Origin of the sequence: Anaeromicrobium sediminis (assembly GCF_002270055.1) — a bacterium.
GTDB classification, from domain to species: domain Bacteria; phylum Bacillota; class Clostridia; order Peptostreptococcales; family Thermotaleaceae; genus Anaeromicrobium; species Anaeromicrobium sediminis.
Map to the genome: position 1 here is coordinate 58,195 of NZ_NIBG01000007.1, position 23,125 is coordinate 81,319.

19 protein-coding genes, 1 pseudogene and 2 other annotated features are annotated in these 23,125 nt (G+C 30.2%); of the genes and pseudogenes, 5 read left to right on the forward strand and 15 right to left on the reverse strand.

What is annotated here, in order from left to right:
* Window positions 1-124 precede the first annotated feature (124 nt).
* Both CCE28_RS09635 and CCE28_RS09640 read right to left on the reverse strand, forming a co-directional pair.
* Window positions 125-1,618, reverse strand: a complete 1,494-nt coding sequence (locus tag CCE28_RS09635; protein WP_095133373.1) for a sodium-dependent transporter — start codon at window positions 1,616-1,618, stop codon at window positions 125-127.
* A 419-nt stretch (window positions 1,619-2,037) separates the two neighbouring features.
* Window positions 2,038-2,247 (reverse strand) — a binding site (T-box leader).
* 58 nt (window positions 2,248-2,305) lie between these two features.
* Window positions 2,306-3,070: a polysaccharide deacetylase family protein gene (locus CCE28_RS09640; RefSeq protein WP_095133375.1), complete on the reverse strand. Its 765-nt coding sequence runs from the start codon at window positions 3,068-3,070 to the stop codon at window positions 2,306-2,308.
* Window positions 3,071-3,206: 136 nt separating this feature from the next.
* On the opposite strand from CCE28_RS09640, the gene CCE28_RS09645 reads away from it, so the two are divergent.
* A complete protein-coding gene (locus CCE28_RS09645) occupies window positions 3,207-4,133 on the forward strand; it encodes a Na/Pi cotransporter family protein (protein WP_095133377.1) in 927 nt (308 codons plus the stop codon).
* A gap of 25 nt (window positions 4,134-4,158) precedes the next feature.
* Here CCE28_RS09645 and CCE28_RS09650 read toward each other — a convergent pair whose 3' ends face one another.
* Window positions 4,159-5,271 carry a polysaccharide deacetylase family protein gene (locus tag CCE28_RS09650; protein ID WP_095133380.1) on the reverse strand — a complete coding sequence of 371 codons (1,113 nt, stop codon included), beginning with the start codon at window positions 5,269-5,271 and terminating at the stop codon, window positions 4,159-4,161.
* 174 nt (window positions 5,272-5,445) lie between these two features.
* Here CCE28_RS09650 and CCE28_RS09655 point away from each other — a divergent pair, with 174 nt between their 5' ends.
* Both CCE28_RS09655 and CCE28_RS09660 read left to right on the forward strand, forming a co-directional pair.
* A complete protein-coding gene (locus CCE28_RS09655) occupies window positions 5,446-5,652 on the forward strand; it encodes an alpha/beta-type small acid-soluble spore protein (protein WP_095133382.1) in 207 nt (68 codons plus the stop codon).
* A 235-nt stretch (window positions 5,653-5,887) separates the two neighbouring features.
* Window positions 5,888-6,412 carry a DUF4364 family protein gene (locus CCE28_RS09660; RefSeq protein WP_095133384.1) on the forward strand — a complete coding sequence of 175 codons (525 nt, stop codon included), beginning with the start codon at window positions 5,888-5,890 and terminating at the stop codon, window positions 6,410-6,412.
* A gap of 37 nt (window positions 6,413-6,449) precedes the next feature.
* Here the strand turns inward: CCE28_RS09660 and CCE28_RS09665 are convergent, their stop codons facing one another.
* Window positions 6,450-7,400 carry a YncE family protein gene (locus CCE28_RS09665; RefSeq protein ID WP_095133386.1) on the reverse strand — a complete coding sequence of 317 codons (951 nt, stop codon included), beginning with the start codon at window positions 7,398-7,400 and terminating at the stop codon, window positions 6,450-6,452.
* A gap of 151 nt (window positions 7,401-7,551) precedes the next feature.
* Between CCE28_RS09665 and CCE28_RS09670 the strand changes: the two genes are divergently transcribed.
* Window positions 7,552-7,803 (forward strand): TIGR03905 family TSCPD domain-containing protein, encoded by a 252-nt coding sequence (locus tag CCE28_RS09670; protein WP_095133389.1) that lies wholly within the window; start codon window positions 7,552-7,554, stop codon window positions 7,801-7,803.
* A gap of 27 nt (window positions 7,804-7,830) precedes the next feature.
* On the opposite strand, the gene CCE28_RS09675 is transcribed toward CCE28_RS09670, so the two are convergent.
* The 9 genes from CCE28_RS09675 to CCE28_RS09715 form a co-directional block, all read right to left on the reverse strand.
* Window positions 7,831-8,046, reverse strand: coding sequence for a hypothetical protein (locus CCE28_RS09675; RefSeq protein ID WP_095133391.1), 216 nt, complete (start codon window positions 8,044-8,046; stop codon window positions 7,831-7,833).
* Between the two features lie 56 nt (window positions 8,047-8,102).
* On the reverse strand, window positions 8,103-8,933 hold the full coding sequence (dapF, locus tag CCE28_RS09680; protein ID WP_095133392.1) for a diaminopimelate epimerase: 831 nt from the start codon (window positions 8,931-8,933) through the stop codon (window positions 8,103-8,105).
* 77 nt (window positions 8,934-9,010) lie between these two features.
* Complete coding sequence (gene lysA / locus CCE28_RS09685) at window positions 9,011-10,288, reverse strand: diaminopimelate decarboxylase (RefSeq protein WP_330396838.1); 1,278 nt, start codon at window positions 10,286-10,288, stop codon at window positions 9,011-9,013.
* Window positions 10,289-10,477: 189 nt separating this feature from the next.
* Window positions 10,478-12,319 carry a sigma-54 interaction domain-containing protein gene (locus tag CCE28_RS09690; RefSeq protein WP_207652880.1) on the reverse strand — a complete coding sequence of 614 codons (1,842 nt, stop codon included), beginning with the start codon at window positions 12,317-12,319 and terminating at the stop codon, window positions 10,478-10,480.
* A gap of 13 nt (window positions 12,320-12,332) precedes the next feature.
* Window positions 12,333-13,610: a bifunctional folylpolyglutamate synthase/dihydrofolate synthase gene (locus CCE28_RS09695; protein ID WP_095133394.1), complete on the reverse strand. Its 1,278-nt coding sequence runs from the start codon at window positions 13,608-13,610 to the stop codon at window positions 12,333-12,335.
* 382 nt (window positions 13,611-13,992) lie between these two features.
* A complete protein-coding gene (locus CCE28_RS09700) occupies window positions 13,993-14,307 on the reverse strand; it encodes an antibiotic biosynthesis monooxygenase family protein (protein ID WP_095133395.1) in 315 nt (104 codons plus the stop codon).
* A gap of 84 nt (window positions 14,308-14,391) precedes the next feature.
* Window positions 14,392-15,213: a helix-turn-helix domain-containing protein gene (locus tag CCE28_RS09705; RefSeq protein ID WP_095133396.1), complete on the reverse strand. Its 822-nt coding sequence runs from the start codon at window positions 15,211-15,213 to the stop codon at window positions 14,392-14,394.
* 125 nt (window positions 15,214-15,338) lie between these two features.
* Entirely contained in the window at window positions 15,339-17,990 is a 2,652-nt protein-coding gene (locus CCE28_RS09710; RefSeq protein WP_095133397.1) for a valine--tRNA ligase, read from the reverse strand.
* Between the two features lie 22 nt (window positions 17,991-18,012).
* Entirely contained in the window at window positions 18,013-18,207 is a 195-nt protein-coding gene (locus CCE28_RS09715; RefSeq protein ID WP_095133398.1) for a hypothetical protein, read from the reverse strand.
* Between the two features lie 34 nt (window positions 18,208-18,241).
* Window positions 18,242-18,469: a binding site (T-box leader), on the reverse strand.
* A 130-nt stretch (window positions 18,470-18,599) separates the two neighbouring features.
* Here CCE28_RS09715 and CCE28_RS09720 point away from each other — a divergent pair.
* A complete protein-coding gene (locus tag CCE28_RS09720) occupies window positions 18,600-19,016 on the forward strand; it encodes a hypothetical protein (RefSeq protein WP_095133400.1) in 417 nt (138 codons plus the stop codon).
* Window positions 19,017-19,258: 242 nt separating this feature from the next.
* On the opposite strand, the gene CCE28_RS09725 is transcribed toward CCE28_RS09720, so the two are convergent.
* Both CCE28_RS09725 and CCE28_RS09730 read right to left on the reverse strand, forming a co-directional pair.
* Window positions 19,259-20,524, reverse strand: coding sequence for a hypothetical protein (locus CCE28_RS09725; protein ID WP_095133402.1), 1,266 nt, complete (start codon window positions 20,522-20,524; stop codon window positions 19,259-19,261).
* A pseudogene (locus CCE28_RS09730) lies at window positions 20,521-23,061 on the reverse strand (DUF2339 domain-containing protein). Before CCE28_RS09730 ends, CCE28_RS09725 begins: the two are co-directional and overlap by 4 nt.
* Between the last annotated feature and the right edge of the window lie 64 nt (window positions 23,062-23,125).

The window sequence follows — 23,125 nt, forward strand, 5'->3', positions numbered from 1 at the left end:
AAACTTTCAAACCTCTTATTCTTATTCATTCTCAGAATTAAATGCTTTATTAACTAAAAACAAAAAACCACCTAAGTAAAATCCTAATACACAAATCATCATTATTAACGATTTAAATGCCATATTATTCGTCCCCCTTTGTAGCCGTAATATCAAATCCTTTGCCAATACCACTAGAGAATAAATTATTAGTAGCCATTGCAAATACTACGTATAATACAAATTGGAATATTATTGTTCCTACACTAAAGGTTTCAAAAGGTTTCCACCAACTATCCGGAGACCAACCAATAGCTTTAAGCATCCACCATCCTGTTAATATGGTAAACATTACAGGGAATAGCTTTACACAAACACTCCACCACTTTCCAATTTTGAAATCAGACCAAGGAGTATTGATGTATTTTGTTCTAATGTTCTCTACTCCATACTTGATAAGTGCAAATGCTATGAACAATCCACTTACTAGTAATCCTATCCCTAATACCCAATCTTGGTTATCTAAAAAGCTTACACTATAAGCAGATGGTACTCCTACTATCATTCCAAAAGCCACAATTGCTACAGTAGCTTTTTTTCTAGTAAATCCTGCGTCCATAAGATTTCTAACACCAACTTCTATCATTGGTAATAGAGATGATAAAGCTGCTATAGTCATACATAAGAAAAATACAGCTGCTATAATATTTCCTGCTGGCATAGTAGGGAATAATTGAGCTAAGTAAATAAAAGTTAAACCAGTATTTCCAGAAGATAAAACTTGACTAGTAAACTCTTGTGATGGAGATAGTGCAAATATAGCTGGAAGTATTGTAATTCCTGCTAGAAGTGATCCCACATTATTTCCAAATCCCATTATCATACAGTTTCCTGCCACGTCTTCTTTCTTTTTAGTGTATACGGCATAAGTTATAATAAAGCCCCATCCAGCTCCTGTGGACCATGCTGCTTGAGTAAATGCTTCTAACCAAATCTTTGGATTTGATAAGAGACTAAAATCTGGATTAAATAAATATTCTAATCCCTTTAATGCACCTGGTAATGTTAATGATCTTATTGCTGCCCCAATTAATAATACAAATAATGTAGGTATCATAACTTTACAAGCTTTTTCTATTCCGTCGTTAACACCCTTGTATATTATAATTCCTGCAATCGCAATTGACATAAAGTGCAGTGGTATAGTTTGCCACGGACTTGTAGTAAATGTATCCCATATGACCTGCGTATCTGCAGTAGTCATACCAGCTTTAAATGCCCCAGATAAAGCCAGTGTAAAATACTTAAAGCACCATCCCATAACTACAGCATAATATGCCATAATTAAAAGACAAACTGCAGCAATCCACGTTCCCATCCACGTGAACTTTTTTCCTACAAAATCTCTAAAAGCCCCGATAGTTCCAAGACCAGTTTTTCTTCCCATTACCATTTCTCCCATTAGTAATGGTATAGCCCAAACAAATAGCGCGATTGTCCATGCTATTAAAAAAGGTCCTCCACCATTTGAAGCTACAACCCTAGGAAATCTCCATATATTTCCTGTTCCAATTGCCATTCCCATAGATGCGGCTATAAATCCCCATCTACTGCCCCATTGTTCTTTCTTTTGACTCATAAATCTCCTCCTAAATTATTTTTTATTTAAAATTAATTAAAATCACATGAAATACTTGTCCTAAAATAGTATTTTAAGACTTTTATCTAGTAAACTGCTAAACTGCACACTGTTGAACTATACAATGGCAAAAAGAAGTGTTAGTTAAATATTAAACACTCTCCCATGTATTATTAGTGAGTAGGTTTTATAAATTTAATAAAAGATGAAATGTTTTTTCCGAAATGTTATTAATAGATTGGCTTTTAGTATTTAAAATTAAGAAATTATAAGTACCTTTGACTAGATACATTATAAAAGGTCTTACGACTAAAACATTCCTGCAGATTTTTACGAAATGGAAACACAGAAACTATCCTTGTGTAAACTTAGGAAAACTCATAATTCTTCATAGATTATAAAAAAACTCTCATCCCTAAAAAAGGGACGAGAGTATGCTCGCGGTACCACCCTAATTAACTACACTTGCCTATTGTAGTTCACTTAGTTAATCGTAACGTGATTAAAACGTAATAGCTCATCACCATCTGCTCGGGAACAGGTTCAAAACACTAGTTCATAAACCTCTCACCACCGGCTTACTCTCTGTAAAACATCATGCTTTTACTATTTTCCTTCATAGCATTTTACATATTTTACTATCTATAACTTGTATACATTATATCATTAAACTTTCACGGTGTCAAACTACTCACTTTTTTGCATTCCCGTATTGTCAATATAGTAATTATCTTTTAGAATCAAGTCAGATATAGGTACTATTTCATAGCCATCCTTTTGTAGTTTTTCTATTACTAAAGGTAAATATTCCAATACGTATTTGGCATTATTATGAAATAAAACTATTGACCCTTTTTTAACATTCCTAGTCACCCTATCTACAACGGGCTTTGCACCTAATTCTTTCCAATCTAACGAGTCCACATCCCATTGTATAGTATAATATCCCTCTTCCTTAGCAGTCTCTATAAGAAGATTATTATAGTCCCCAAAGGGTGGTCTAAATAATGAGGGCTTAGCCCCTGTTAAATCTTCTATCTTTTTTCCTGTGGTATTTAACTCTTTAGAAATCTGTTCCCTACTAAGCTTTGACATGTGAGGATGGGTTGTAGAATGGTTTTGTACCTCATGGCCCTGATCAGAGATTTTTTTCACCATATCTGGATATTTATCAACCCAAAATCCCACTAGAAAAAAGGTACTCTTTACGTTATATTTTTCTAAAATTTCCAGTATACCATCTGTATACTGCGCTCCCCAAGCTGCATCAAAACTTATTGCTACCTTCTTTTCTTCTTTATCAACACAATATATAGGCAAAACCTTATTACGATTCATTACACCTACTATTTTATCCCCTAGGGTACTCATATTAGCATATGACATTACTACTATTACTACAACCATTGTGAATAATAAAATTTTTTTCCTATCTATTACAAATATTTTCATATTCTCCCCCCCTTAACAAAAATCTTTATTTTACATCATATAATTAAATTTATTCATTTTGTCATATATTTATGATTTTTTTACTAGAAATATTATAGATTAAGTTTCTCAATTAAATAAAAGGAGAAAGATCATTATGACGTATATTTTTATTAACTTTATAATATCTATCTTTGTTTTTTTCTTTGGTATGATTTTAATGACAAAGTCAATAATATTAGACCGGGAAAAATTTTTTCAGAAACCCTTAAAAATAATAAAGAAACACCCATCCTTAGGAGTACTTTTAGGTCTTATAGTTACCATGTTCACCCAAAGTAGTAGTGCCACGTCTGTTCTTGTAGTAAGTTTTGTAAACGGAAATATTTTAGGTCTATATGAAGCAACGGCCATAATAATGGGAGCTAATATAGGAACTACCTTTACCTCCCAATTAGTTAGTTTTAATATATATACTTATATTCCCTATATAATATTTTGTTCTATTTTAATATATTACTTAAAACTTGGTTCTCTATTTGAAAAGATCTCTAAATTTTTCATTGGCCTATGTTTATTGTTTATGGGCATGCATTTAATGTGCTATTCCCTTCTTCCTTTAAAAAATCTAATGGCCTTTTCAGATTTACTAAAATCAGTAGCCCAAAGCCCAAATAAAGGAATTTTAATAGGAGCTTTAACAACAGCCATAATACAGAGTAGTTCCACATCCATAGCTATGCTCCAAAGTCTCAGCGTAACAGGTTTTGTAAACATTTCCCAAGCTATTCCCATTATTATTGGTCAAAATATTGGAACTTGCGTTACTACCCTTTTTTCAAGTATAGTTACAAACATTGATGGTAAACGTACTGCTTTTATACATATTTTATTAAATATTCTTGGTACACTGACCATATACCCATTTATAAATACCTTGGCCACTGTATCCATAAAACTTTCTCCAGATAATGTGGTTAGGCAAATAGCCCATGCTCATACCCTTTTTAATATTTTCTTTGTAATATTATTTTTTCCATTCATAAAACCTATTGTATCCTTGTCTAAAAAAATAATAAAATAGCTCGTCAAATTGACGAGCTATTTTATTATTTATTTTCTTTATTTAATTCATAAGTCCTTATTTCTTTATCTGTAATTTTACTTTTATCTAATACATCTTCATAATTCTTTGGTATCGTAATTATATCTTTATCTCCATCAGAAATATATCTTGTCCTATTTCCCTTTTCAAAATGTTTAAACCAATCATACATTCCAACACCGTCTACATACTTTTGTAAATCACTAGCTCTAACTCTGTGAATTGCCAGAGAGTTAAACTTTGAATGATAAGGAGACTTATATGGATCCCATCCCACATTTAATATGGCAATATTTTCATATTTAACTCCATCATATTCTCCCTTTTCTAAGTACTTATATAACTCCTTATTTTTAGGTCTTGATCCAAAAGGCAATGCCATTGTATTTACTTCATAATCTGGCACATACTTCTTAACCAGCTTTACAATTCCAACAATTTCCTTTTGAATTCTTTCAGGATCTGCCTTAGTAAAGTTTACATGAGTCGCAGTATGATTTCCAATATCCATTCCCTTCTCAACAATGTAGTTCAACTTATATTCTAAGTACTTATCTTGCCCAAATGGAATATTGTCATTAACAAAAAACGTAACTTCCAATGGAAAATCCGGATGTTCCTTGTTAAACTCTTCTAATATAGCAACGGCACAATTAGGGTCTATTTCAAATTCTCCATTTTCCTTTTCTATAATACTAAAATTATTTTCCCATCCATCATCAAAAGTTAATACAATAGGGGTAAATCCAGCTTCTACACTTATATTCCCTGTAGCATAATCCTTTAGACTTACTGGTCTATATCCATTTTCATACATATACTCTAAGTCTTTTCTTAGACCATCTGGCGTTCTAGTAAACTCTGCCTCTGGCTCCGACACACTATGATACATTAAAACCATAACTTGTCCTAATTCATTTGGTTTAATCTTTTGTAAATCTATTTCTTTTTTCTCCACAACTTTTTCTTCTGTATTTTCTACTTCCATTTTTTCTTCCACAGCACTATTATCTATTTTTTCATCTTTTACTTCCGCCTTCATATCATTTGTACCACAAGCTGCAAATATTAATATGGGTAGTAAAATTAAAAAAATCATTTTTTTCATTGGCTTCATTTTTTGTCCTCCCCTTTAAAAGTTATACAATTTTTTCTGTTTTTATATATTCCACCATATATTATACATGATAACATAATATACTATCATATTTGATTTACAAAATGGTTAAATTATTAATACAACATAATAATATGTTGAAAAAAACACACTAAAAAATCAGGAGGGAAAATTATGTCAAGAGGAAATAGAGCTGTAGTTCCAGAAGCAAGAATGGCTTTAAATCAAATGAAGGCTGAAATAGCAAGTGAACTTGGATTAGCAAACTATGAATCAATTGACAAGGGTAATTTAACTTCAAGACAAAATGGTTATGTTGGCGGATATATGACTAAAAAATTAGTTGAAACTGCAGAAAGAAATTTATCAGGAAAGATATAATACATTAAATTTAGTGTGAAAAAGGAATATGGCTTTCCATATTCCTTTTAATTTTTAGTATTTACATATAATTATTTAAAGATTCACTTGCTTATTATGAAATTTTAAATAGAAGACTACTTTTTAATTTGCTTTTTTTTTTGTATAATTATATATATACTAAAGTTTCATTTTAGAATATCTATAATCTATATTTTTTATGGGTATTCTAAACTTCTAAAGAGTAGGTGTTTATATGTTATGTAATAATACTAAAGAATTGGCAAATCACAAACTTGTTTTATTATACGTTCTTGATTCATTCTCAGTACCTTTGACTAATACGCAACTCACTGAGTTTGTAATGGAGAATGATTATATGAATTATTTCATGTTCCAGCAGTTTTTATCAGATTTAGTTAAAATAGGAATGATAGAACATACCCAAAGTGAAAATACCTTTTTTTACTTAATTACAGAGAAGGGTAAGAAAACTCTAGCTTATTTTAAAGAAAGATTAGGAGAATCTCTTATAAATAAATTAGACAAAGACATTTCCAAAAGAAGACATCTTTGGCTAAAGGAAACACAAATTTCTGCAGACTATGTAAAAAAACATGAAAAAGAATATATAGTTGATTTGAAAGTTGTAGAAAATGATATTACCTTAATTGATTTAAAATTAAGCGTAGCATCTAACAAACAAGCAAAGCAAATCTGCGAAAAATGGAAAAATGATGCATCTAATCTATATGCTTCCATAATAAATTTAATAATTTAAATTAGAAAAAACAGTTTCAAGAAACTGTTTTTTTAAATTATATAACCACTATACAATTTGGTTCTTTACCTACTTTTATGGTCTGAACCATTTTTCTTCTATATTTATCTACTTCTATTATAGATAGGGTATTATCCTGTACATTACTAACTAATAAATATTTATAATTTGGTGTAAAGCTTATACTGCCAGGCATCCTTCCCACATATATTCTATCTACTAATCTTTTTTCTTTTATACTAAATACGTTAACGGCATTTAATTCCGAATCTGTTATATACAGATTTTCTTCATGTTTATCTAGTATGGCTTCTACCGGCATTTTTCCCACTCTAATTTTGTCTATTATTCTATATTCCTTAGTATCTAATAACGTAATACTACCACCTTCCATATTTGAAAAACTAGTATTTACTATAAATAAAATATTTCCCGCCTTGTTCAGAACCATATGATAGGGGTTCCCATTCACAGGTATAGTCTTTTCCATGTCATTCACATTAGTATCTATAATCGTCATGTTATCTGATCCTAGGTTTAATACATACAACTTCTCCCTATCATTACTTAATTTTATATGGTGTGGCATATTTCCTGTAGGTATTTGAGTAAGTAATTCTCCCGTATCCATATCTAATATGGATATGGAGTTTGAATCTGTATTAGACACATAGATGGCTTTCTTTTTCTTACAAATGGCTATATGACTGGGGCAACTTCCTACGGCAAAATCTTTCACAACCTTATTTTGAATTAAGTCCACAACTCTTACACTAGAATCATGAGAATTTGTTGTATACAGATACTTATTATTATAGTCTAGTACAGCATCATGCGGTCCTAGGAATGGTTTTTTCCCTATAGCGGTCAGATAATGACTATATAAGTTTATCTTTTCTCTCTCATGAAACATGTCTAAATTTACTACAGATATGCTGTCCTCGCCCATATTAGCTACAAATGCTAAGTTTTTAAAATTCTCCCCCATTCCTTCACCCCTAAGATCAATGGCTTTACTTTATATCATTTTATGCATAACTTTCTCTTATGTGAATTCATATTGATTTTTTCCTGTAAATATATTAAAATCACCTTTAGATGCAAATTATGGGATACATAACTATATTAGGAGGGTCATAATGAATATATATAAAACAGTAGGAACCTGTGCAAAGGAAATTGAATTTCATGTAGAAGATAATACTATAAAGGATGTAAAGTTTCAGGGAGGATGTCCTGGAAGCTTAACTGGGATAATGAGTCTACTTATAGGAACAGATGTGGATGTGGCCATAGAAAGATTGAGAGGAATCACATGTGGAAGCAAAACTACATCTTGCCCAGATCAATTATCAAAAGCATTAGAATCATATAAGGCCTCTTTATTATAAAATTCATGTAAATAAGAGAGATGGCTTTTAGTAAAAGCCATCTCCCATTAATATATTTTTATACAATGTCTCTTTTCCGCAATTTAAATTTCTTACCTTTGCTTCATATATCATCTCATCACAAATACGCATATTTTCTTCTAAATTTTCATAACACCTTATCTTCCGAAATACAATTTGTATATCTGAAATTAATTTTTCATCTGTATATTTTTTATAAGGCCTAAATCTAATTAATTTCATATAGAAAAACCTCCACTCATATTCCATTATATGAATGAAGATTCCTAATTATAACCTTATATTTTAAGTTCTCCCTCGCAGATAGTATTAGCATCTCCTGTCATGTATATTTCATAATCAGGACCAAGTTCTACCGTGAGTTTGCCGCCTTCTGTATTAACCAATACTTTATTTTCTAAATTTCCTAACAGGTGACCTATTACTACAGATGCACAAGAACCAGTTCCACAACCTAGTGTCCTTCCAGCTCCCCTTTCCCAAGTAGATATATTAATAGTATTTCTATCTAATATTTCTATAAAGTTTACGTTAGTTTTTCTAGGGAATATATCTAATTTTTCTATTTTTCTTCCCAATTCATTTACTAAAGTATTCTTTAAATCATCTACTATAATAACCGTATGTGGTACCCCCACTAAAATAGAAGATATGATCATATCTTTTCCGTCTACAGAAATTTTTTCATCTATTACCCTGTCCATTCCCATATGTACAGGAACTTTTTCTGCTTCAAATATGGCCTTTTCCATATCTACCTTTATGGTCCTGGCCACACCATCAGTCTCATCTATCCATATGGTCTTTATTCCACCTAGAGTCTCTACTTTAAAATATTCTTTTTTTAGTATATTATTGTCATATATAAATTTAGAGAAACATCTTATACCATTACCACACATTTCTCCCCTAGATCCATCTGAATTGTAATATCTCATTTCTATGTCTGCCACATTACTATCTTTACATACCATAAGGCCATCTGCACCTATACCAAAGTGACGATCACATACTTTTTTAGCTAACCCATTATAATCTTCTATTTCATATTCAAATCCATTTATTAATATAAAATCATTACCTGCAGCTTGCATCTTTGTAAATTTCATTAAAACACCCCTATTTCATTTCCAAGTTAGGGGTTAGCAGCTAACTGCTAACCCTATATAGATTATAACATAAGACCCTATATTACTTCCCTAGAAAGAATATCATCATATGTTTCTCTTCTAACTACTAATCTATCTACTCCATCCTTAATCATAACTACTGGTGGTCTAGGGATCATATTATAATTACTGGCCATAGAATAATTGTAGGCTCCTGTACTTTTTACTGCTATTATATCTCCTGGTTCTATCTCTGGTACTTCTAAGTCTTTGATTAGTATATCTCCTGATTCACAACATTTTCCTGCAATAGTCACCTTATTAACTATTTCCTCATTCATCTTATTAGCTATAACTGCTTCATAATGAGCTTTATATAAAGCAGGTCTTGGATTATCTGGAAGGCCTCCATCTATTCCTATATATGTTCTTACGTTAGGAATTTCTTTTATAGCTCCTATTGTATATAGTGTAATTCCTGCTTCTCCTATAATCCATCTACCTGGTTCAATTATTACCTTTGGTCTTTTTAAATCAAACTCATTACATTTATTTTGGATTTCTTCCATAATTGGATCTACAAAATAGCTAAGGCCTCTAGGATTATCTTCCTTTGTATAGGCTATTCCAAAACCGCCTCCCACATTTAACTCTTCCGTTTCAAATCCTATCTTTTCTTTTACATCCTTTATTAATTCTAATAAAATATCTACTGCCATAAGATGAGATGTATTTTCAAAGAGTTGAGAGCCTACATGGAAGTGGAATCCTAAAAGATTTATATATTCCATATCCATAGCCATGTAAATAGCTTCAAATAGTATTTCTTCTTTAAGAGGTATTCCAAATTTAGAATCAATTTGCCCTGTAGATATATACTCATGGGTATAACTGTCTACTCCAGGAGTTATTCTAAATAAAATATCCATAACTTTATTTTCTTCAGCAGCCAATGCGTTTAATAATTCTAATTCATATAAATTATCAACTACCACTCGTCCAACATTACTCTTTATGGCCAATTCTATTTCATCTATAGTCTTGTTGTTTCCATGAAATATTACATTTTCCATAGGAAACCCTGCCTTAATAGCCGTATACATTTCTCCACCAGATACTACGTCTATTCCAAGACCTTCTCTAGATACTATCTTGCACATTTCCTTTGTTAAAAAGGCCTTTGACGCATATACCGCCCTAGTATTTTCATATTTTTCTAAAAAGCTTCTTTTAATTTCTATACATCTATCTATTATATGGTCCTCTGACACTACATATAAAGGAGTACCATATTTATTAACTAGTTCAACCGTATCACTTCCGTTAAATATAAAATTATTTTCTCTATTAATCACTGTAAACAACCTCCCCTTTAAGTCCCTTTTCATAACATAGCTAATACGCAAAATCCATGCCACATTATAATTGGCCTTTTTACAGGGTTTGTTGTCCTACATTTTTTCATTTTCCGTTTTTGTGGAATTTTTATTTTAATATGCAAAAAACAGTTCGTAAAAACGGAATCATTCCGTTTTTACGAACTGCTAGATATTATATTTCTTTAATTTATCATAAAAACTTGTTTTTTTAATATTTAAAGCTTCCATGGCCTTTCTTTTATCACCCTTATAAACCTTTAAAGTTTCCATTATAATATGCTTTTCTACTTCATTCATATGGTCCTTTAAAGTCTTTACAACAAACTCTTTCTCGTTATTATTTTTATCATTTCTTAGAAATAGATTATGTTCATGTATTATACTTCCCTCTGTTACATTAACAGCCCTTTCCAACACATTTTCAAGTTCCCTTATATTACCTGGCCAATCATACTCAGCTAGATCATACATGGCTTTAGAAGATACCTTTTTAACATTAAAATTTAATCTATCACATATATTCGGTAACATTTTTCTAACTAACTCATATATATCATCTTTTCTCTCTCTAAGAGGAGGAATATATATGGGAAACACATTTATTCTATAATATAGATCCTCCCTAAAGGTCCCCTTTTTTATTTCATCTTCTAAATCTTTATTCGTAGCACATATTATACGAGCCTTGATTTCTAATTCAGCAGCTCCACCAACCCTATAAAAGGTCCTTTCCTGTAGGGCCTTTAATAGTTTAGATTGCATAACCTTTGGCATTTCACCTATTTCATCTAAAAATATAGTTCCATCTTCAGCAAGCTGAAAATATCCCTTTTTCCCTTCCCTCTTAGCTCCAGTAAAGGCTCCTGCCTCATATCCAAAGAGTTCACTTTCTAGTAACTTCTCTGGAATAGAAGCACAGTTAACATGGATAAAGGGATTATTTTTTCTATTTCCATTTTTATGAATCAGTTTTGCCACCAAACTCTTTCCCGTTCCACTTTCTCCTAGTAAAAGAACTGTGGAATTAGTTTGTGAGCCCTTATGGACTAATTTCTTTACATCCTTCATTCCCTTACTATCGCCAATAATATCTGAAAAACTATCATCTATATCCTTTGTCTTATATAATACCTTTTCCATTCGTTCCAGATTGTCTATGGCTTCATCTCTTTCCTTCATTATCTTTTTAATAAGAGATGTATCCTCAACCTTAAGGGCTGCCCCTAATCGTTTATTCTCATAGTCTATTGGATATATGCTACATCTAGTAGGAATTCCGTTTATCTCAATAGATTTATTTTTATAGCTTATTTTTTCTCCTTGAGCTGCTTTATAGAATTTATCTATCAATGGAGATTCATGTACATCATAAATATTTTTACCTACCACAGAAAAGGATTCTTGGCTCTTTCCTTTCCCTAGAAATTTTTTTCCATTTAAAAGAGCCTTTATACTTTCTCCCTTTGCCGTATAACCTCTACTTTGGCAGAACTTTACTTTGCGGCTTTTAGGATCTATGACTACCATATGGCCTATGGCGTAGATATAAGATAGTTTAAATTCTATCTTATCCACCATTATATTTACATACTTATCTAAAAAATCAATCTCACACTCTATATCTAAGCCATGAAATTTTTCTATCAAGTTTAATACTTCTAAATTTTCCGCATTTTTTTCATAAACATATAGAGAGTCACTTTCTTCATATTTTCCAACACCTATAAAAGCACTTCCATTAGTTATTTTTTTATCTTTAATACCTATCTTTTCTAAATCTTTTTTCGATAAATAGCCATCATCTTTTCCAAGAGAATTATCTGCAATTATTACTATATCTCCCTTTTCTATTCTTCCAGAATCATGACTAATGCCATAGTTATTAAGTATTCCAAATATGCTTTTAGCTTTGTCATTATAAAGTTCTATTGATCCTGTAGAATCTATAAATATAAATCCCTCAGATATAACATCTGCAAATTGTCTAATAAAATCTCTATTTAACATATGTATTCCTCGCTTACTTTAATAGGCTTCGTACTTCCCCTATCATGTATAAAGAACCTGCAAATAAAATTATATCTTCCTTATCACTTATCTCTATTACCTTATTAGCCGCATCTTTTATCTCTTTTTCAATATATATATGACTACAATATTTCTTTACTATTTCACTTAAATCTTCAGCCTTCATCTTTCTTGGATTATTAGGCTCTGTTAAAACTATCTTAGAAGCAAGTGGAGCAATTTCAGAAACCATAGGCTCCACATCTTTATCTCCTAGTATTCCTAATCCTAGTATTATATTTTTATCTTTAAAATTATTCTTTATTAAATTGCTAAGACTTTTTATTCCATGATAGTTATGAGCTCCGTCTATAATTATAGTTGGATCATTTCTCAATATTTCAATTCTACCTGGCCAAACAGATTTTTTAAGTCCTTCGTATATATGCTTTTTATCTATATTAACTTCATAATCCTTACTAAGTATTTCTAACACCTTTATAGCCACTGCTGCATTATTACATTGGTGTGCTCCTAACATTTTTATATTTACATCTTCATACTCTAAGAAATCAAAAGTTTGTCCATATTCATTGGTTTCTTTAATATTCACTTTATCTATATCTACTTCATATAACTTTGAATTTTTCTCTGTGCAAATATCTTTTATAACTTGGATAGCACCTGCTTCTTGAGGATAGCAAACAACTGGACATTCTGCCTTTATAATTCCAGCCTTTTCAAAGGCAATTTTTTCTATAGTATTTCCTAGGAAATTAGTATGATCTAGAGCTATTGGAGTTATAACAGACACAAGTGGTTGTTTCACCACATTAGTAGAATCAAGCCTACCTCCCATACCTACTTCAAGGACTACAAAATCAGCCTCTTCTTCTTTGAAATACTGAAAACCTATAGCCGTCACTACTTCAAATTCAGTAGGATGACTTTCTCCCGCTTCTAACATTTTATCTACACACTCTTTAACCTTACTAGTAACTTGTCCAAGCCTATCCTTTGGAATATTCTCTCCATTAATTCTTATTCTCTCTTCAAATTCTTCTAAATAAGGGGATGTAAATAACCCCACCTTATAGCCACTCTCTTTTAAAACTGTAGCTATGTAATTAGATGTAGAACCTTTTCCATTAGTTCCTGCCACATGAATTACCTTTAATTTTTCATGAGGATTTCCCATTAAACCTAATAAATAATTTATATTATCAAGACCTAACTTACTTCCAAACTTGTACGTTGAATGTATATACTCTAATGCTTCACTATGCTTCATAAAAAAATCCTCCTCAACTTATATAAAGGACGGTTATACAACCGCTCATATTTATCTTTTTCGAATTTTGTAGAATATTCTTTTTCTTCTATAATAATACCATAAAATGGACTATCTAAAGTCATAAAATCTTCTTTTTAGAACTTTCCCTACATATATTTCTATTTTTTTTACCTAAGCCTCACCGCTCCATCATCCATAATATAGGCAGGTTCCATAACTGAATTTAGCGTAGCAATACTCTACTTTATAGTAAATACGCCTTTTCATTTATTATCTTTAAATTTGCTAATTTTAAAACATTTTCTTACACATAAAATAATCATCACTAATTTTAAATAAAGACAGAGCTAATGATATTTAAATACCATTAGCTCTGTCTTTATTTGTTCCATGTTTTTATTTTATCTAAAATCAACATTCTAACACTTTTAGGGTCTATCATATCCCTAAAGTCATTGGTTATCTCTTCTCTCATTAAAAGTCGTGATGATTCTTTAACAGAATCTCTTGATTCCCAATGTTGTATCATAATCCACTGTCTGTCTTTTCCCTTTACTAGCTCCGTATCAATAAATCCTTTTTGCTTCTTATGAAACCCCTCTTCTAAGGAATTTACAATTTCAATAAACTCCTCATCACTTATACCAGGCATAATATTAAACTCTACAATCTCCGTTATAGTTCCTTTGTTCATTTTCTCTACCTCCATAAAAATAAATTTAATTACAATTTAATTTTGCACTAAATCTATTTTTATCAATAGTAAAAAACCGACACCTTAACTATATTCTAATATTTCCTTAACTGATTTTTTCTCTTTTATAAAATTAGATGGTGATGTTCCTGTATAAGATTTAAATTCCTTTACAAAGTGGGTTTGGTCATAATATCTACCTTCATAAGCTAATGAAGTTAAATCCTCATAATCCTGTTCTAACAGCATCTTTAAAATATATTGAAATCTACTAATTTTGTGATATTCCTTAGGGCTTACACCTACATGCTTATTAAACAATCTCTCTAATCTTCTTTCATTTACTCCATATAAGTTACAAAACTCTTTTATATTTAATTTATCCATTGATCTATTAAATTCATTTAATATACTATTTTTCTCTTTTCCTAATAATAAATTAAAATCTAATATATTTATTAATTCTTCTTCTAACACACTAAGCCTGTCACTTAAAGTTTTTTTATTATACAATTTTTCTTTTAATCTATTAGTAAATTCTTTTATAACTAGGTCAATATCAATAATCTTATTCTTAAATTCATTTATAGGCACTTTTAAAAATGGATATATACCTTGAGGAAAAAATGATATACCTATAACCTCTCCCTTTCCTCTCTGAACTATAGTGTAGTGTTTTTTCCTTAGTCCACTAAAATGACTATTATTACATATGATTTCTTTACCATTAAGATCTATATATTTAATAGAAGATGACAGATTTAAAATCATATCTATATTATTTACAGGTAGTAGTTTATGACTTATGTTTATAAGTCCATGACTATCCATAACCCAAAAGTATTTAATTAAACTTTTTAAAACATGATTTTTAACTGGATATTTCTCTAGATTCACAAGAGCCATATTACCACCTCCTAAAGATTCATTACATATACTTATCTAAATCATATCATCTTTCATTTGATTTACAATAAGAAAAGCCATCTCAAATTAGAAATTATCTTCTATTTGAGATGGCTTCTTTATATTTACTTAATTTTCTTCTTCATGCTTTCTAATCTATCTAAAACTTTTTCCATCATAGACTCATACTTTTCTTTCTTAGCCTTTTCTTCTTCTACTACGTGAGCTGGTGCCTTTCCTACGAACTTTTCGTTAGATAACTTTCCATTAACTCTCTTAAGTTCACCCTCTAATTTCTTCTTTTCACTTTCTAATCTTTCAATTTCCTTTTCAAAATCTACTAAATCAGCAAGAGGTAAGAAGATTTCAGCACCTTCTATAACTGCACTCATAGCATCTTCAGGAATATCTTTCTTTTCCTTTAACACTACCACATCAGAAGCACTAGCTAAAGTCATAAAATATTCACGTCCTGCATCAATTGCATCATATGCCTTATCAGCAACTACAATTACTCTAGCCTTTCTAGATGGCACTACATTCATTTCAGCGCGTACATTTCTAATACTTCTTATGGCATTCATTACTGTATCCATCATTTTTTCTTCTTCTGTAAATTCATATCCTTCTTCATATGTTGGCCACTCAGCTACTATTACACTACCTGTTGTCGCAGGCATTACTTGCCAAATTTCTTCAGTGATAAATGGCATGAATGGGTGAAGAAGCTTTAATATATTCTTTAGGACTGTAACTAGAGTACATAATGCTGCATCTTTGCTAGGTCTATCTTCTCCATATAATCTAGGCTTAACTAATTCAATATACCAGTCACAGTATTCACTCCAAATAAAGTCATATACCTTTTGTACTGCCATACCTAATTCAAATTTCTCTAGATTGTCTGTAACTTCCTTAACTACAGTATTCATTCTAGATAAAATCCACTTATCTGCTAAGTTTAGGTTTTCTTTAACTTCTTCCTTATTAAACTCGTCCTTGTCTAAGTTCATTAATACGAATCTAGTTGCATTCCATAATTTATTAGCAAAGTTTCTATTAGCTTCTACTCTTTCCATATAGAAACGCATATCATTTCCTGGGCTGTTTCCAGTAGTTAAAGTCATTCTTAATGCATCTGCACCATATTGTTCAATGATTTCTAGTGGGTCAATTCCATTTCCTAATGACTTACTCATCTTTCTACCTTGAGAGTCACGAACAAGTCCATGTACAAATACATGCTTAAATGGCACATCTCCCATTTGCTTAAGTCCAGAGAACATCATTCTAACTACCCAGAAGAATATTATGTCATATCCAGTTACTAATACATTAGTTGGATAGAAATATTCAAGTTCCTTAGTGTTTTCTGGCCATCCTAGAGTAGAGAAAGGCCATAAGGCAGAACTGAACCAAGTATCTAATACGTCCTCATCTTGTTTTAAATCATTGCATCCACACTTACAAGCTTCTGGCTTTTCCTTAGATACAACAACTTCGTTACAATCAGCACAATAGTATGCAGGAATTCTGTGTCCCCACCATAATTGTCTTGAAATACACCAGTCTCTTATGTTTTCTAACCAGTGATAATAAGTCTTATCAAATCTCTCAGGAACAAACTCTGTATCTCCCTTTTTAACTGCTTCTATAGCAGGCTTAGCTAGTTCTTCCATCTTAACGAACCATTGATCTGATAATCTTGGCTCTACTACTGTAGAACATCTATAACATACACCTACATTGTGATCATGTTCTTTTATCTTAACAAGTAAACCCATTTCATCTAAGTCTTTAATGATCTCACGTCTACACTCATATCTGTCCATACCTTCGTATTTTCCAGCTTTTTCGTTCATCTTAGCTTCGTCAGTCATAACTGTGATTTGCTCTAAATTATGTCTAAGTCCAACTTCAAAGTCATTAGGGTCATGGGCAGGAGTAATCTTAACGCATCCCGTTCCAAAATCCTTATCTACATAATCATCTGCAATAACAGGAATTTCTCTATTCACTATTGGTAAAATTAAAGTCTTTCCTACTAAGTGAGCATATCTTTCATCCTCTGGATCTACTGCCACAGCCGTATCTCCAAGCATAGTTTCTGGTCTAGTTGTAGCGATTTCTACAAACTCATCCGAATCCTTTACTGGATATTTAATGTGCCAAAAACTTCCTGCTTTTTCCTCATGCTCAACTTCTGCATCAGAAAGAGAAGTCTTACAATCTGGACACCAGTTTATAAGTCTATTTCCTCTATAGATATAACCTTCTTCATAAAGCTTTATAAATACTTCTGTAACGGCCTTATTACATCCCTCATCCATAGTGAAACGCTCTTTAGACCAGTCACAAGAGTTACCTAATTTTTTCATTTGCTTTACTATTCTAGTTCCAAATTCTTCTTTCCAATCCCATGCTCTTCTTAAGAATTCATCTCTTCCTAGTTCTTCTTTAGTTTTACCTTCTTCTTTTAAAACCTTTTCTACAACCTTAACCTCTGTAGCAATAGATGCATGGTCAGTTCCTGGTAACCACAAAGCTTCAAAACCTTGCATTCTCTTAAAACGAATTAAGATATCTTGTAGTGTGTGGTCAAGGGCATGACCCATGTGAAGTTGTCCCGTAATATTAGGTGGAGGCAATACTATAGTAAAAGGTTCCTTTTCATCGTTTGCTTCTGCCTTAAAATAATCATTTTCCATCCAAAAATCGTATATTCTTTGCTCAAAGTCTTGAGGACTATACGTTTTTTCTAAGTTCTTTCTTTCCATGCTTCTTCCTCCTTAATTTTATCTAAAATATTCTTATAAACTCCAAGCTAGCTGGATATTCATTTCTAGTAATAGTAAGAAAACTTAAAATACATATAATGAATCCTAAAATCTTTACCATATGTATTTTTTCCTGGCCAAAGAAATTTATAACAAACTTAGGTGTATATCCTAAAAGTGCTCCTAGGATAAAAGTTATAATTCCAAAATAAAACATCTTTACCTCCAATAAAAAAAACCTTCATCCTCATAATAAGGACGAAGGGTATTATTCGCGGTACCACCTTAATTTCAGCTCAATTTCAAGCTAACACTTAAATATCTTTAACGGAATCACCCGGTTAAGCCTACATATATATTTCTCAGCCTAACTACTCAAAAGCTACCTTCAGTAAAACTTGCCTTAGGAAATCTTTCAGCCTATGAATTTCCATCTCTAAAAGGATTTTTTACCTACTCCTCTTTTTCAACGTATTTAACAAAGCATTTTCAATTAATTATATCTTATTTTATTTAAAAGTCAACATTTTAACTCTCAAATCATTAATATTTTTCCAATTCTTATCATATTATGAATATAGTAATATTCTTATTTATGAGGGGTTTTATATGAAAATAAAATTATTTAAATATTTTTCTTTATCATTAATAGGATTAACCTGTTGTCTATTTGGTAGCATACTACTTGATAAAAGCCATAACCTATGGTCTGTTGCCGTATCATCTACAACTTATCATTTATTATTACTTCAACGCCTAGCTAACCATACTATCGTTGGTATATTATTAGCATTTATAGGCTTTATAACTTTATTTTATTGTATTTTTATGATTGCAAAAGAGTTACAAAATCATTGGTCATATATCAATAGTCATATTAGATATTTTGTTATAGTATGGATATTCTTATTAGTATTTACAGTTTTATCTAATACCATACTTCTACACCAAATATTAGGATATATATTCATGTTCTCCATAACTACATTTTCCATCTATTTAATAGTAGGATATTTTAATAGTTAGAATATATTAAGTAATCATCATTATAAGCTTTACTAATTCTAACTATTAAAAATAAAAGACCATATTTTCTTGAATCTTAAACCAGTCATAAATAGAGCTAATTTTTAGCTCTATTTATTGTATTTCCTTATATGTGATCAGTTTTAAATTCTTTATTTAACTCCATATATTCATTAAAGAGCTAATGATCATAATCATTAGCCCTAGTGTATTATCTATTTGAATTCATCATCTTTTTTTAACTAAATATCTTTAAACCCTGATTTTTTAATTATTACTACTAAAAGAAATATAGAAATTAGAATAATTATTGTATTTAATATGGGTTTATAGTTTATATCTTTATCTTCCTTTTGAATATTTTTTACGTCTCTTTTTTCCAAATAAGATAAGCTACAAATTTCTTGTTTCTCTTTTTCTATATAACTTTTATAGGTTTCTATATCATAATCTGGCCTTTTCCCACCTTTATTGTGAAACATGACTTTATAATCATTACTACCATCATCTTTAAATACTACTTTATCTATATAGTAACTTACCTCTATTTCCTTTATGTTTATAGGTTTATTATCTTTATTGTCTATAAGTATTTTAATTTCATCTGAGGAAAGAAACGAGTTTGAAAACTCATTTAATCTTATTTTATTTTCCTCAGCTTTAAAATTTTCAAGTTTTATTTGATATATTTCTCCAGTATTAAACAGATTATAGGCTTCTTCATTATGATTTTTATAATAAAGAGAATAATTTCTTTTAAAATTATCATCACTAATAATCTTTATATCTTTTATCATAAGATGATCTTCGTTATTTAAAAGTATGATCGTGTCTTTCCCCTTATTTTCAATACTATAGTTCGCCTTTTTTGTTCTTTCATAATCCTTATATGCTACTTCTCTTTTATTAAATAGGAGTTTAGAATTTTTTATAAAAGTCTTTTCTACATCATTTATAAGTACAATTCTATAATAAGTAAACTTATAAACATCATCTAATGATACATTCAATTTTTCCGCTTCATTTGTTCTATATATGTTATCCCTTTTTATGAAATCCCATTTTTCATTGTCATAACTTCCATAGATCTTTATATCTTTCAAAAAATAATCTTTTTCAATTTCAAATTCCAACTTATTTCCTAGCACGTCCACATTATCTTCTTTTGATACAATTTGAAAATCTACATATTGATCATTTTTCTTCATATAAGATAGTATTTCTTTTAAATCATATTCAACATTTACTTCTCTTTCACTCATCAAATATTTATTAAAAATATAATAGGGTATAAACTCATCTTTATCATTTATAATCCTAATATCTGATAAATCCCTTTTAGCATATCTATAAACTTCCTCATCTAAAAAAAATGATTTGTATTCATCACTAGTATTGTGATTAATTTTTTTAAAATACATCCACCCATCTAGACTCTCTTGTGCAAAACCTATTACGTTCATAGAAAAAATTAATATAAGTATTAGTCCTGCTGATATTTTTTTCATTCTTCCCTGAGCCCTCCCATACTATTTTTTAGCTTATGATATATATAGGATATTCCAATCAATACTAATCCAAAACAAAAGTATGCAACAATTTTTCCTGTTGTATTTAAAAATGCAAGATCAAATATAAACAATTTTGCCGTTGAAAAAATGGATAATCCTAATCCAAACCTTCTTAAAATGACAAATTTTTTCTTAAATCCGTAGATTACATACACAAATGACATGACTAAGAAGAAAATGCTTATTATAAGGTTTATGTTCTTTAAATTAAATTGATTAGTAAGAACTATCATAGTTGCACCTAGAATGTATATGGCCACAGACATTGGATAAATCTCTACACTCATTCCCCTTTTCTTAATAAATCTCCATGTTAAATCTTTTATACTGAAAAGTACAAATGTATTATAAAGTATAAGAATTATTATTCCTAAGACTCTATGATTAGAATTTCCTACTCCATATCCGACTTTATAAAAGTTCATGGTAAAGCCTAGTAAATCTACAAACACATAAAGACCTATAGATATTTTACTAACTACTTCATCCTGTATAACTTTTATCCTAGATATGAGATAAGCAAATAAACCTGTAACTAAGGCTATACTTATTAAAAAATAGAAATTCTCATATGATTGAATATACTCATCATAGATTATCCATGTAATTCTCATAAAATATATCCATGTATTCATAATGGTAAAGTATTTATAATAGGTCAGTAACTTACCTTTCCTAGTATATTTAAATAGTTCACTCTTATTTAGTTTTCCAACATATAAAGAAAGGACATATATAAGACCTAAACTTATTAGAGTATACCTTAAGGTTAAATACTTAATATTCCACATCTGTAGGAAGTCTACCATTATAAATCCTAAGACGCATAAACCAAGTATAATCCATCCACCTAATTCCATTTTTTCAGTATCACTTTTATTCCCATAATATTTATTAGCATAATAAATCATTAAAATTCCTTCTATTAACCATCCTAAGGATGCCCACTCAACGCCAAATTGAAAAGGTATCATTAAAATACTAAAGGTCATTGCAGTTATATAAAACAGTCCCTCAATGGATTTCTCCTGTGAAACACTTTTATGGATAAATTGGCCTAAGGCTAAATATATTAATGCATATATTAATGCCAGTAGCCCTTTATATGAATAATATCCTCCTATTTCAAATAATCCATATACAACTAAACAGTTAATCACAGTATTTAATCCTAATAAGGCCACATCTACTTTTTTTAGTTTTATTTTCTCTCTGATAGGATACACAAGGGTTATTGCCAAATACATTATAAAGGTCACTACTCCGTAACATATACTAATAATTTTGTTTGGAGATTTAAATGCTAAATATACAAGGCAAGGAATATTTAGTGCAAAGCTTAGATAGTTTATATAAATCCATCTTCTTTCTAACGAAAGGCCTAAGACTAATAAATTCAAAATAAACAAATATCCCATAACTATCTAAACAGCAACACCTGATATTCCTTGGGTAAATACATAACTAAAAAATGGCAAATATCCCCCTATAAGTGATATTCCACATATGGTTCTAGAGGTATACCTTTTAGATAGCACTAGGGAAACCATAGTTATAAGAATGGATAAAAATATACTTATTGACATGGTTAGTATATTTAAAATAAAGTAACTACTAAATACAGAAAGATATAATACACCAATTCCTCCACCACTTAACCCTAGGGCAAATAAATTCTTATCTTTTTTATTAAACCATTCTCCCACTCCCAATAGTAACGCTCCTAATAAAAAGCCTGAAATCCCCTTCATATATTCATTAAACCAGGTTGAGTATGTGTATTTCATTGCAGTAGAAACACCTAAAAGTACCAAAATAACACCTGCTTTATTTATCCAATTAAGTCCTATCTTAACTTCTATGTCATTGTATTTTTTCTTTTTCTTTAGAACCTCATTGCTAACTCCTTCGTTTTTAAGTTCATCATATTCTCTTTTAATTTCTTCAAGAATACTGTCCCTTTCTTTCTCAATCTTTTCCTTTCTTATTGCAATTTTCTTCTCAAGTTCTATTTTAATTTTATCAATTTGAGAAAAAATTTCTTCCTTTTCGTCTCCTAGCTCCCTTTTAGCAATATTTTTAAGTTTATCAAGTTTGCCTTTAACAGATCTTTCTAATGCCCTTAATTTATTTATATTTTTATTGGTTTCATCTTTAAAATAAATCTCCATCTTCCTTTTAGATCCATTCAAAATACCTATTTTTTCATTAATCATTTGTTCTTTTAATGAAGCATTTAGACTCATATTCTCTCCTATTAATTGAGCCTGCCTTTTTTTTAGTTCATTCAAAGATTTTTTATAATTATCAATTTCTTTTTTTAGTTCAATATTTTCATTTATTCCATGGTCTACATTTAATTTTTCTACAAGATCTTCATATTCCTTTAATATGTTTTTTTGGTTAATTAAAAGACTATCAATCTTATTTTTAATTTCCACAATACCCACTCCCAATACTGTGAGGTCTTTCATACCTATAAATTCTTTAGCAGAAATATGGGTGTAAGCCTCATCTTTCTTTTTCCCTGCTAAATTT

What these genes read in the sequence shown, in the direction of transcription:
- CCE28_RS09635 (WP_095133373.1), bottom strand. Translation starts at nt 1,618, where the DNA reads ATGAGTCAAAAGAAAGAACAATGGGGCAGTAGATGGGGATTTATAGCC.
- CCE28_RS09640 (WP_095133375.1), bottom strand. Translation starts at nt 3,070, where the DNA reads ATGAAAATATTTGTAATAGATAGGAAAAAAATTTTATTATTCACAATG.
- CCE28_RS09645 (WP_095133377.1), top strand. Translation starts at nt 3,207, where the DNA reads ATGACGTATATTTTTATTAACTTTATAATATCTATCTTTGTTTTTTTC.
- CCE28_RS09650 (WP_095133380.1), bottom strand. Translation starts at nt 5,271, where the DNA reads ATGAAGCCAATGAAAAAAATGATTTTTTTAATTTTACTACCCATATTA.
- CCE28_RS09655 (WP_095133382.1), top strand. Translation starts at nt 5,446, where the DNA reads ATGTCAAGAGGAAATAGAGCTGTAGTTCCAGAAGCAAGAATGGCTTTA.
- CCE28_RS09660 (WP_095133384.1), top strand. Translation starts at nt 5,888, where the DNA reads ATGTTATGTAATAATACTAAAGAATTGGCAAATCACAAACTTGTTTTA.
- CCE28_RS09665 (WP_095133386.1), bottom strand. Translation starts at nt 7,400, where the DNA reads ATGGGGGAGAATTTTAAAAACTTAGCATTTGTAGCTAATATGGGCGAG.
- CCE28_RS09670 (WP_095133389.1), top strand. Translation starts at nt 7,552, where the DNA reads ATGAATATATATAAAACAGTAGGAACCTGTGCAAAGGAAATTGAATTT.
- CCE28_RS09675 (WP_095133391.1), bottom strand. Translation starts at nt 8,046, where the DNA reads ATGAAATTAATTAGATTTAGGCCTTATAAAAAATATACAGATGAAAAA.
- dapF (WP_095133392.1), bottom strand. Translation starts at nt 8,933, where the DNA reads ATGAAATTTACAAAGATGCAAGCTGCAGGTAATGATTTTATATTAATA.
- CCE28_RS09690 (WP_207652880.1), bottom strand. Translation starts at nt 12,319, where the DNA reads ATGTTAAATAGAGATTTTATTAGACAATTTGCAGATGTTATATCTGAG.
- CCE28_RS09695 (WP_095133394.1), bottom strand. Translation starts at nt 13,610, where the DNA reads ATGAAGCATAGTGAAGCATTAGAGTATATACATTCAACGTACAAGTTT.
- CCE28_RS09700 (WP_095133395.1), bottom strand. Translation starts at nt 14,307, where the DNA reads ATGAACAAAGGAACTATAACGGAGATTGTAGAGTTTAATATTATGCCT.
- CCE28_RS09705 (WP_095133396.1), bottom strand. Translation starts at nt 15,213, where the DNA reads ATGGCTCTTGTGAATCTAGAGAAATATCCAGTTAAAAATCATGTTTTA.
- CCE28_RS09710 (WP_095133397.1), bottom strand. Translation starts at nt 17,990, where the DNA reads ATGGAAAGAAAGAACTTAGAAAAAACGTATAGTCCTCAAGACTTTGAG.
- CCE28_RS09715 (WP_095133398.1), bottom strand. Translation starts at nt 18,207, where the DNA reads ATGTTTTATTTTGGAATTATAACTTTTATCCTAGGAGCACTTTTAGGA.
- CCE28_RS09720 (WP_095133400.1), top strand. Translation starts at nt 18,600, where the DNA reads ATGAAAATAAAATTATTTAAATATTTTTCTTTATCATTAATAGGATTA.
- CCE28_RS09725 (WP_095133402.1), bottom strand. Translation starts at nt 20,524, where the DNA reads ATGAAAAAAATATCAGCAGGACTAATACTTATATTAATTTTTTCTATG.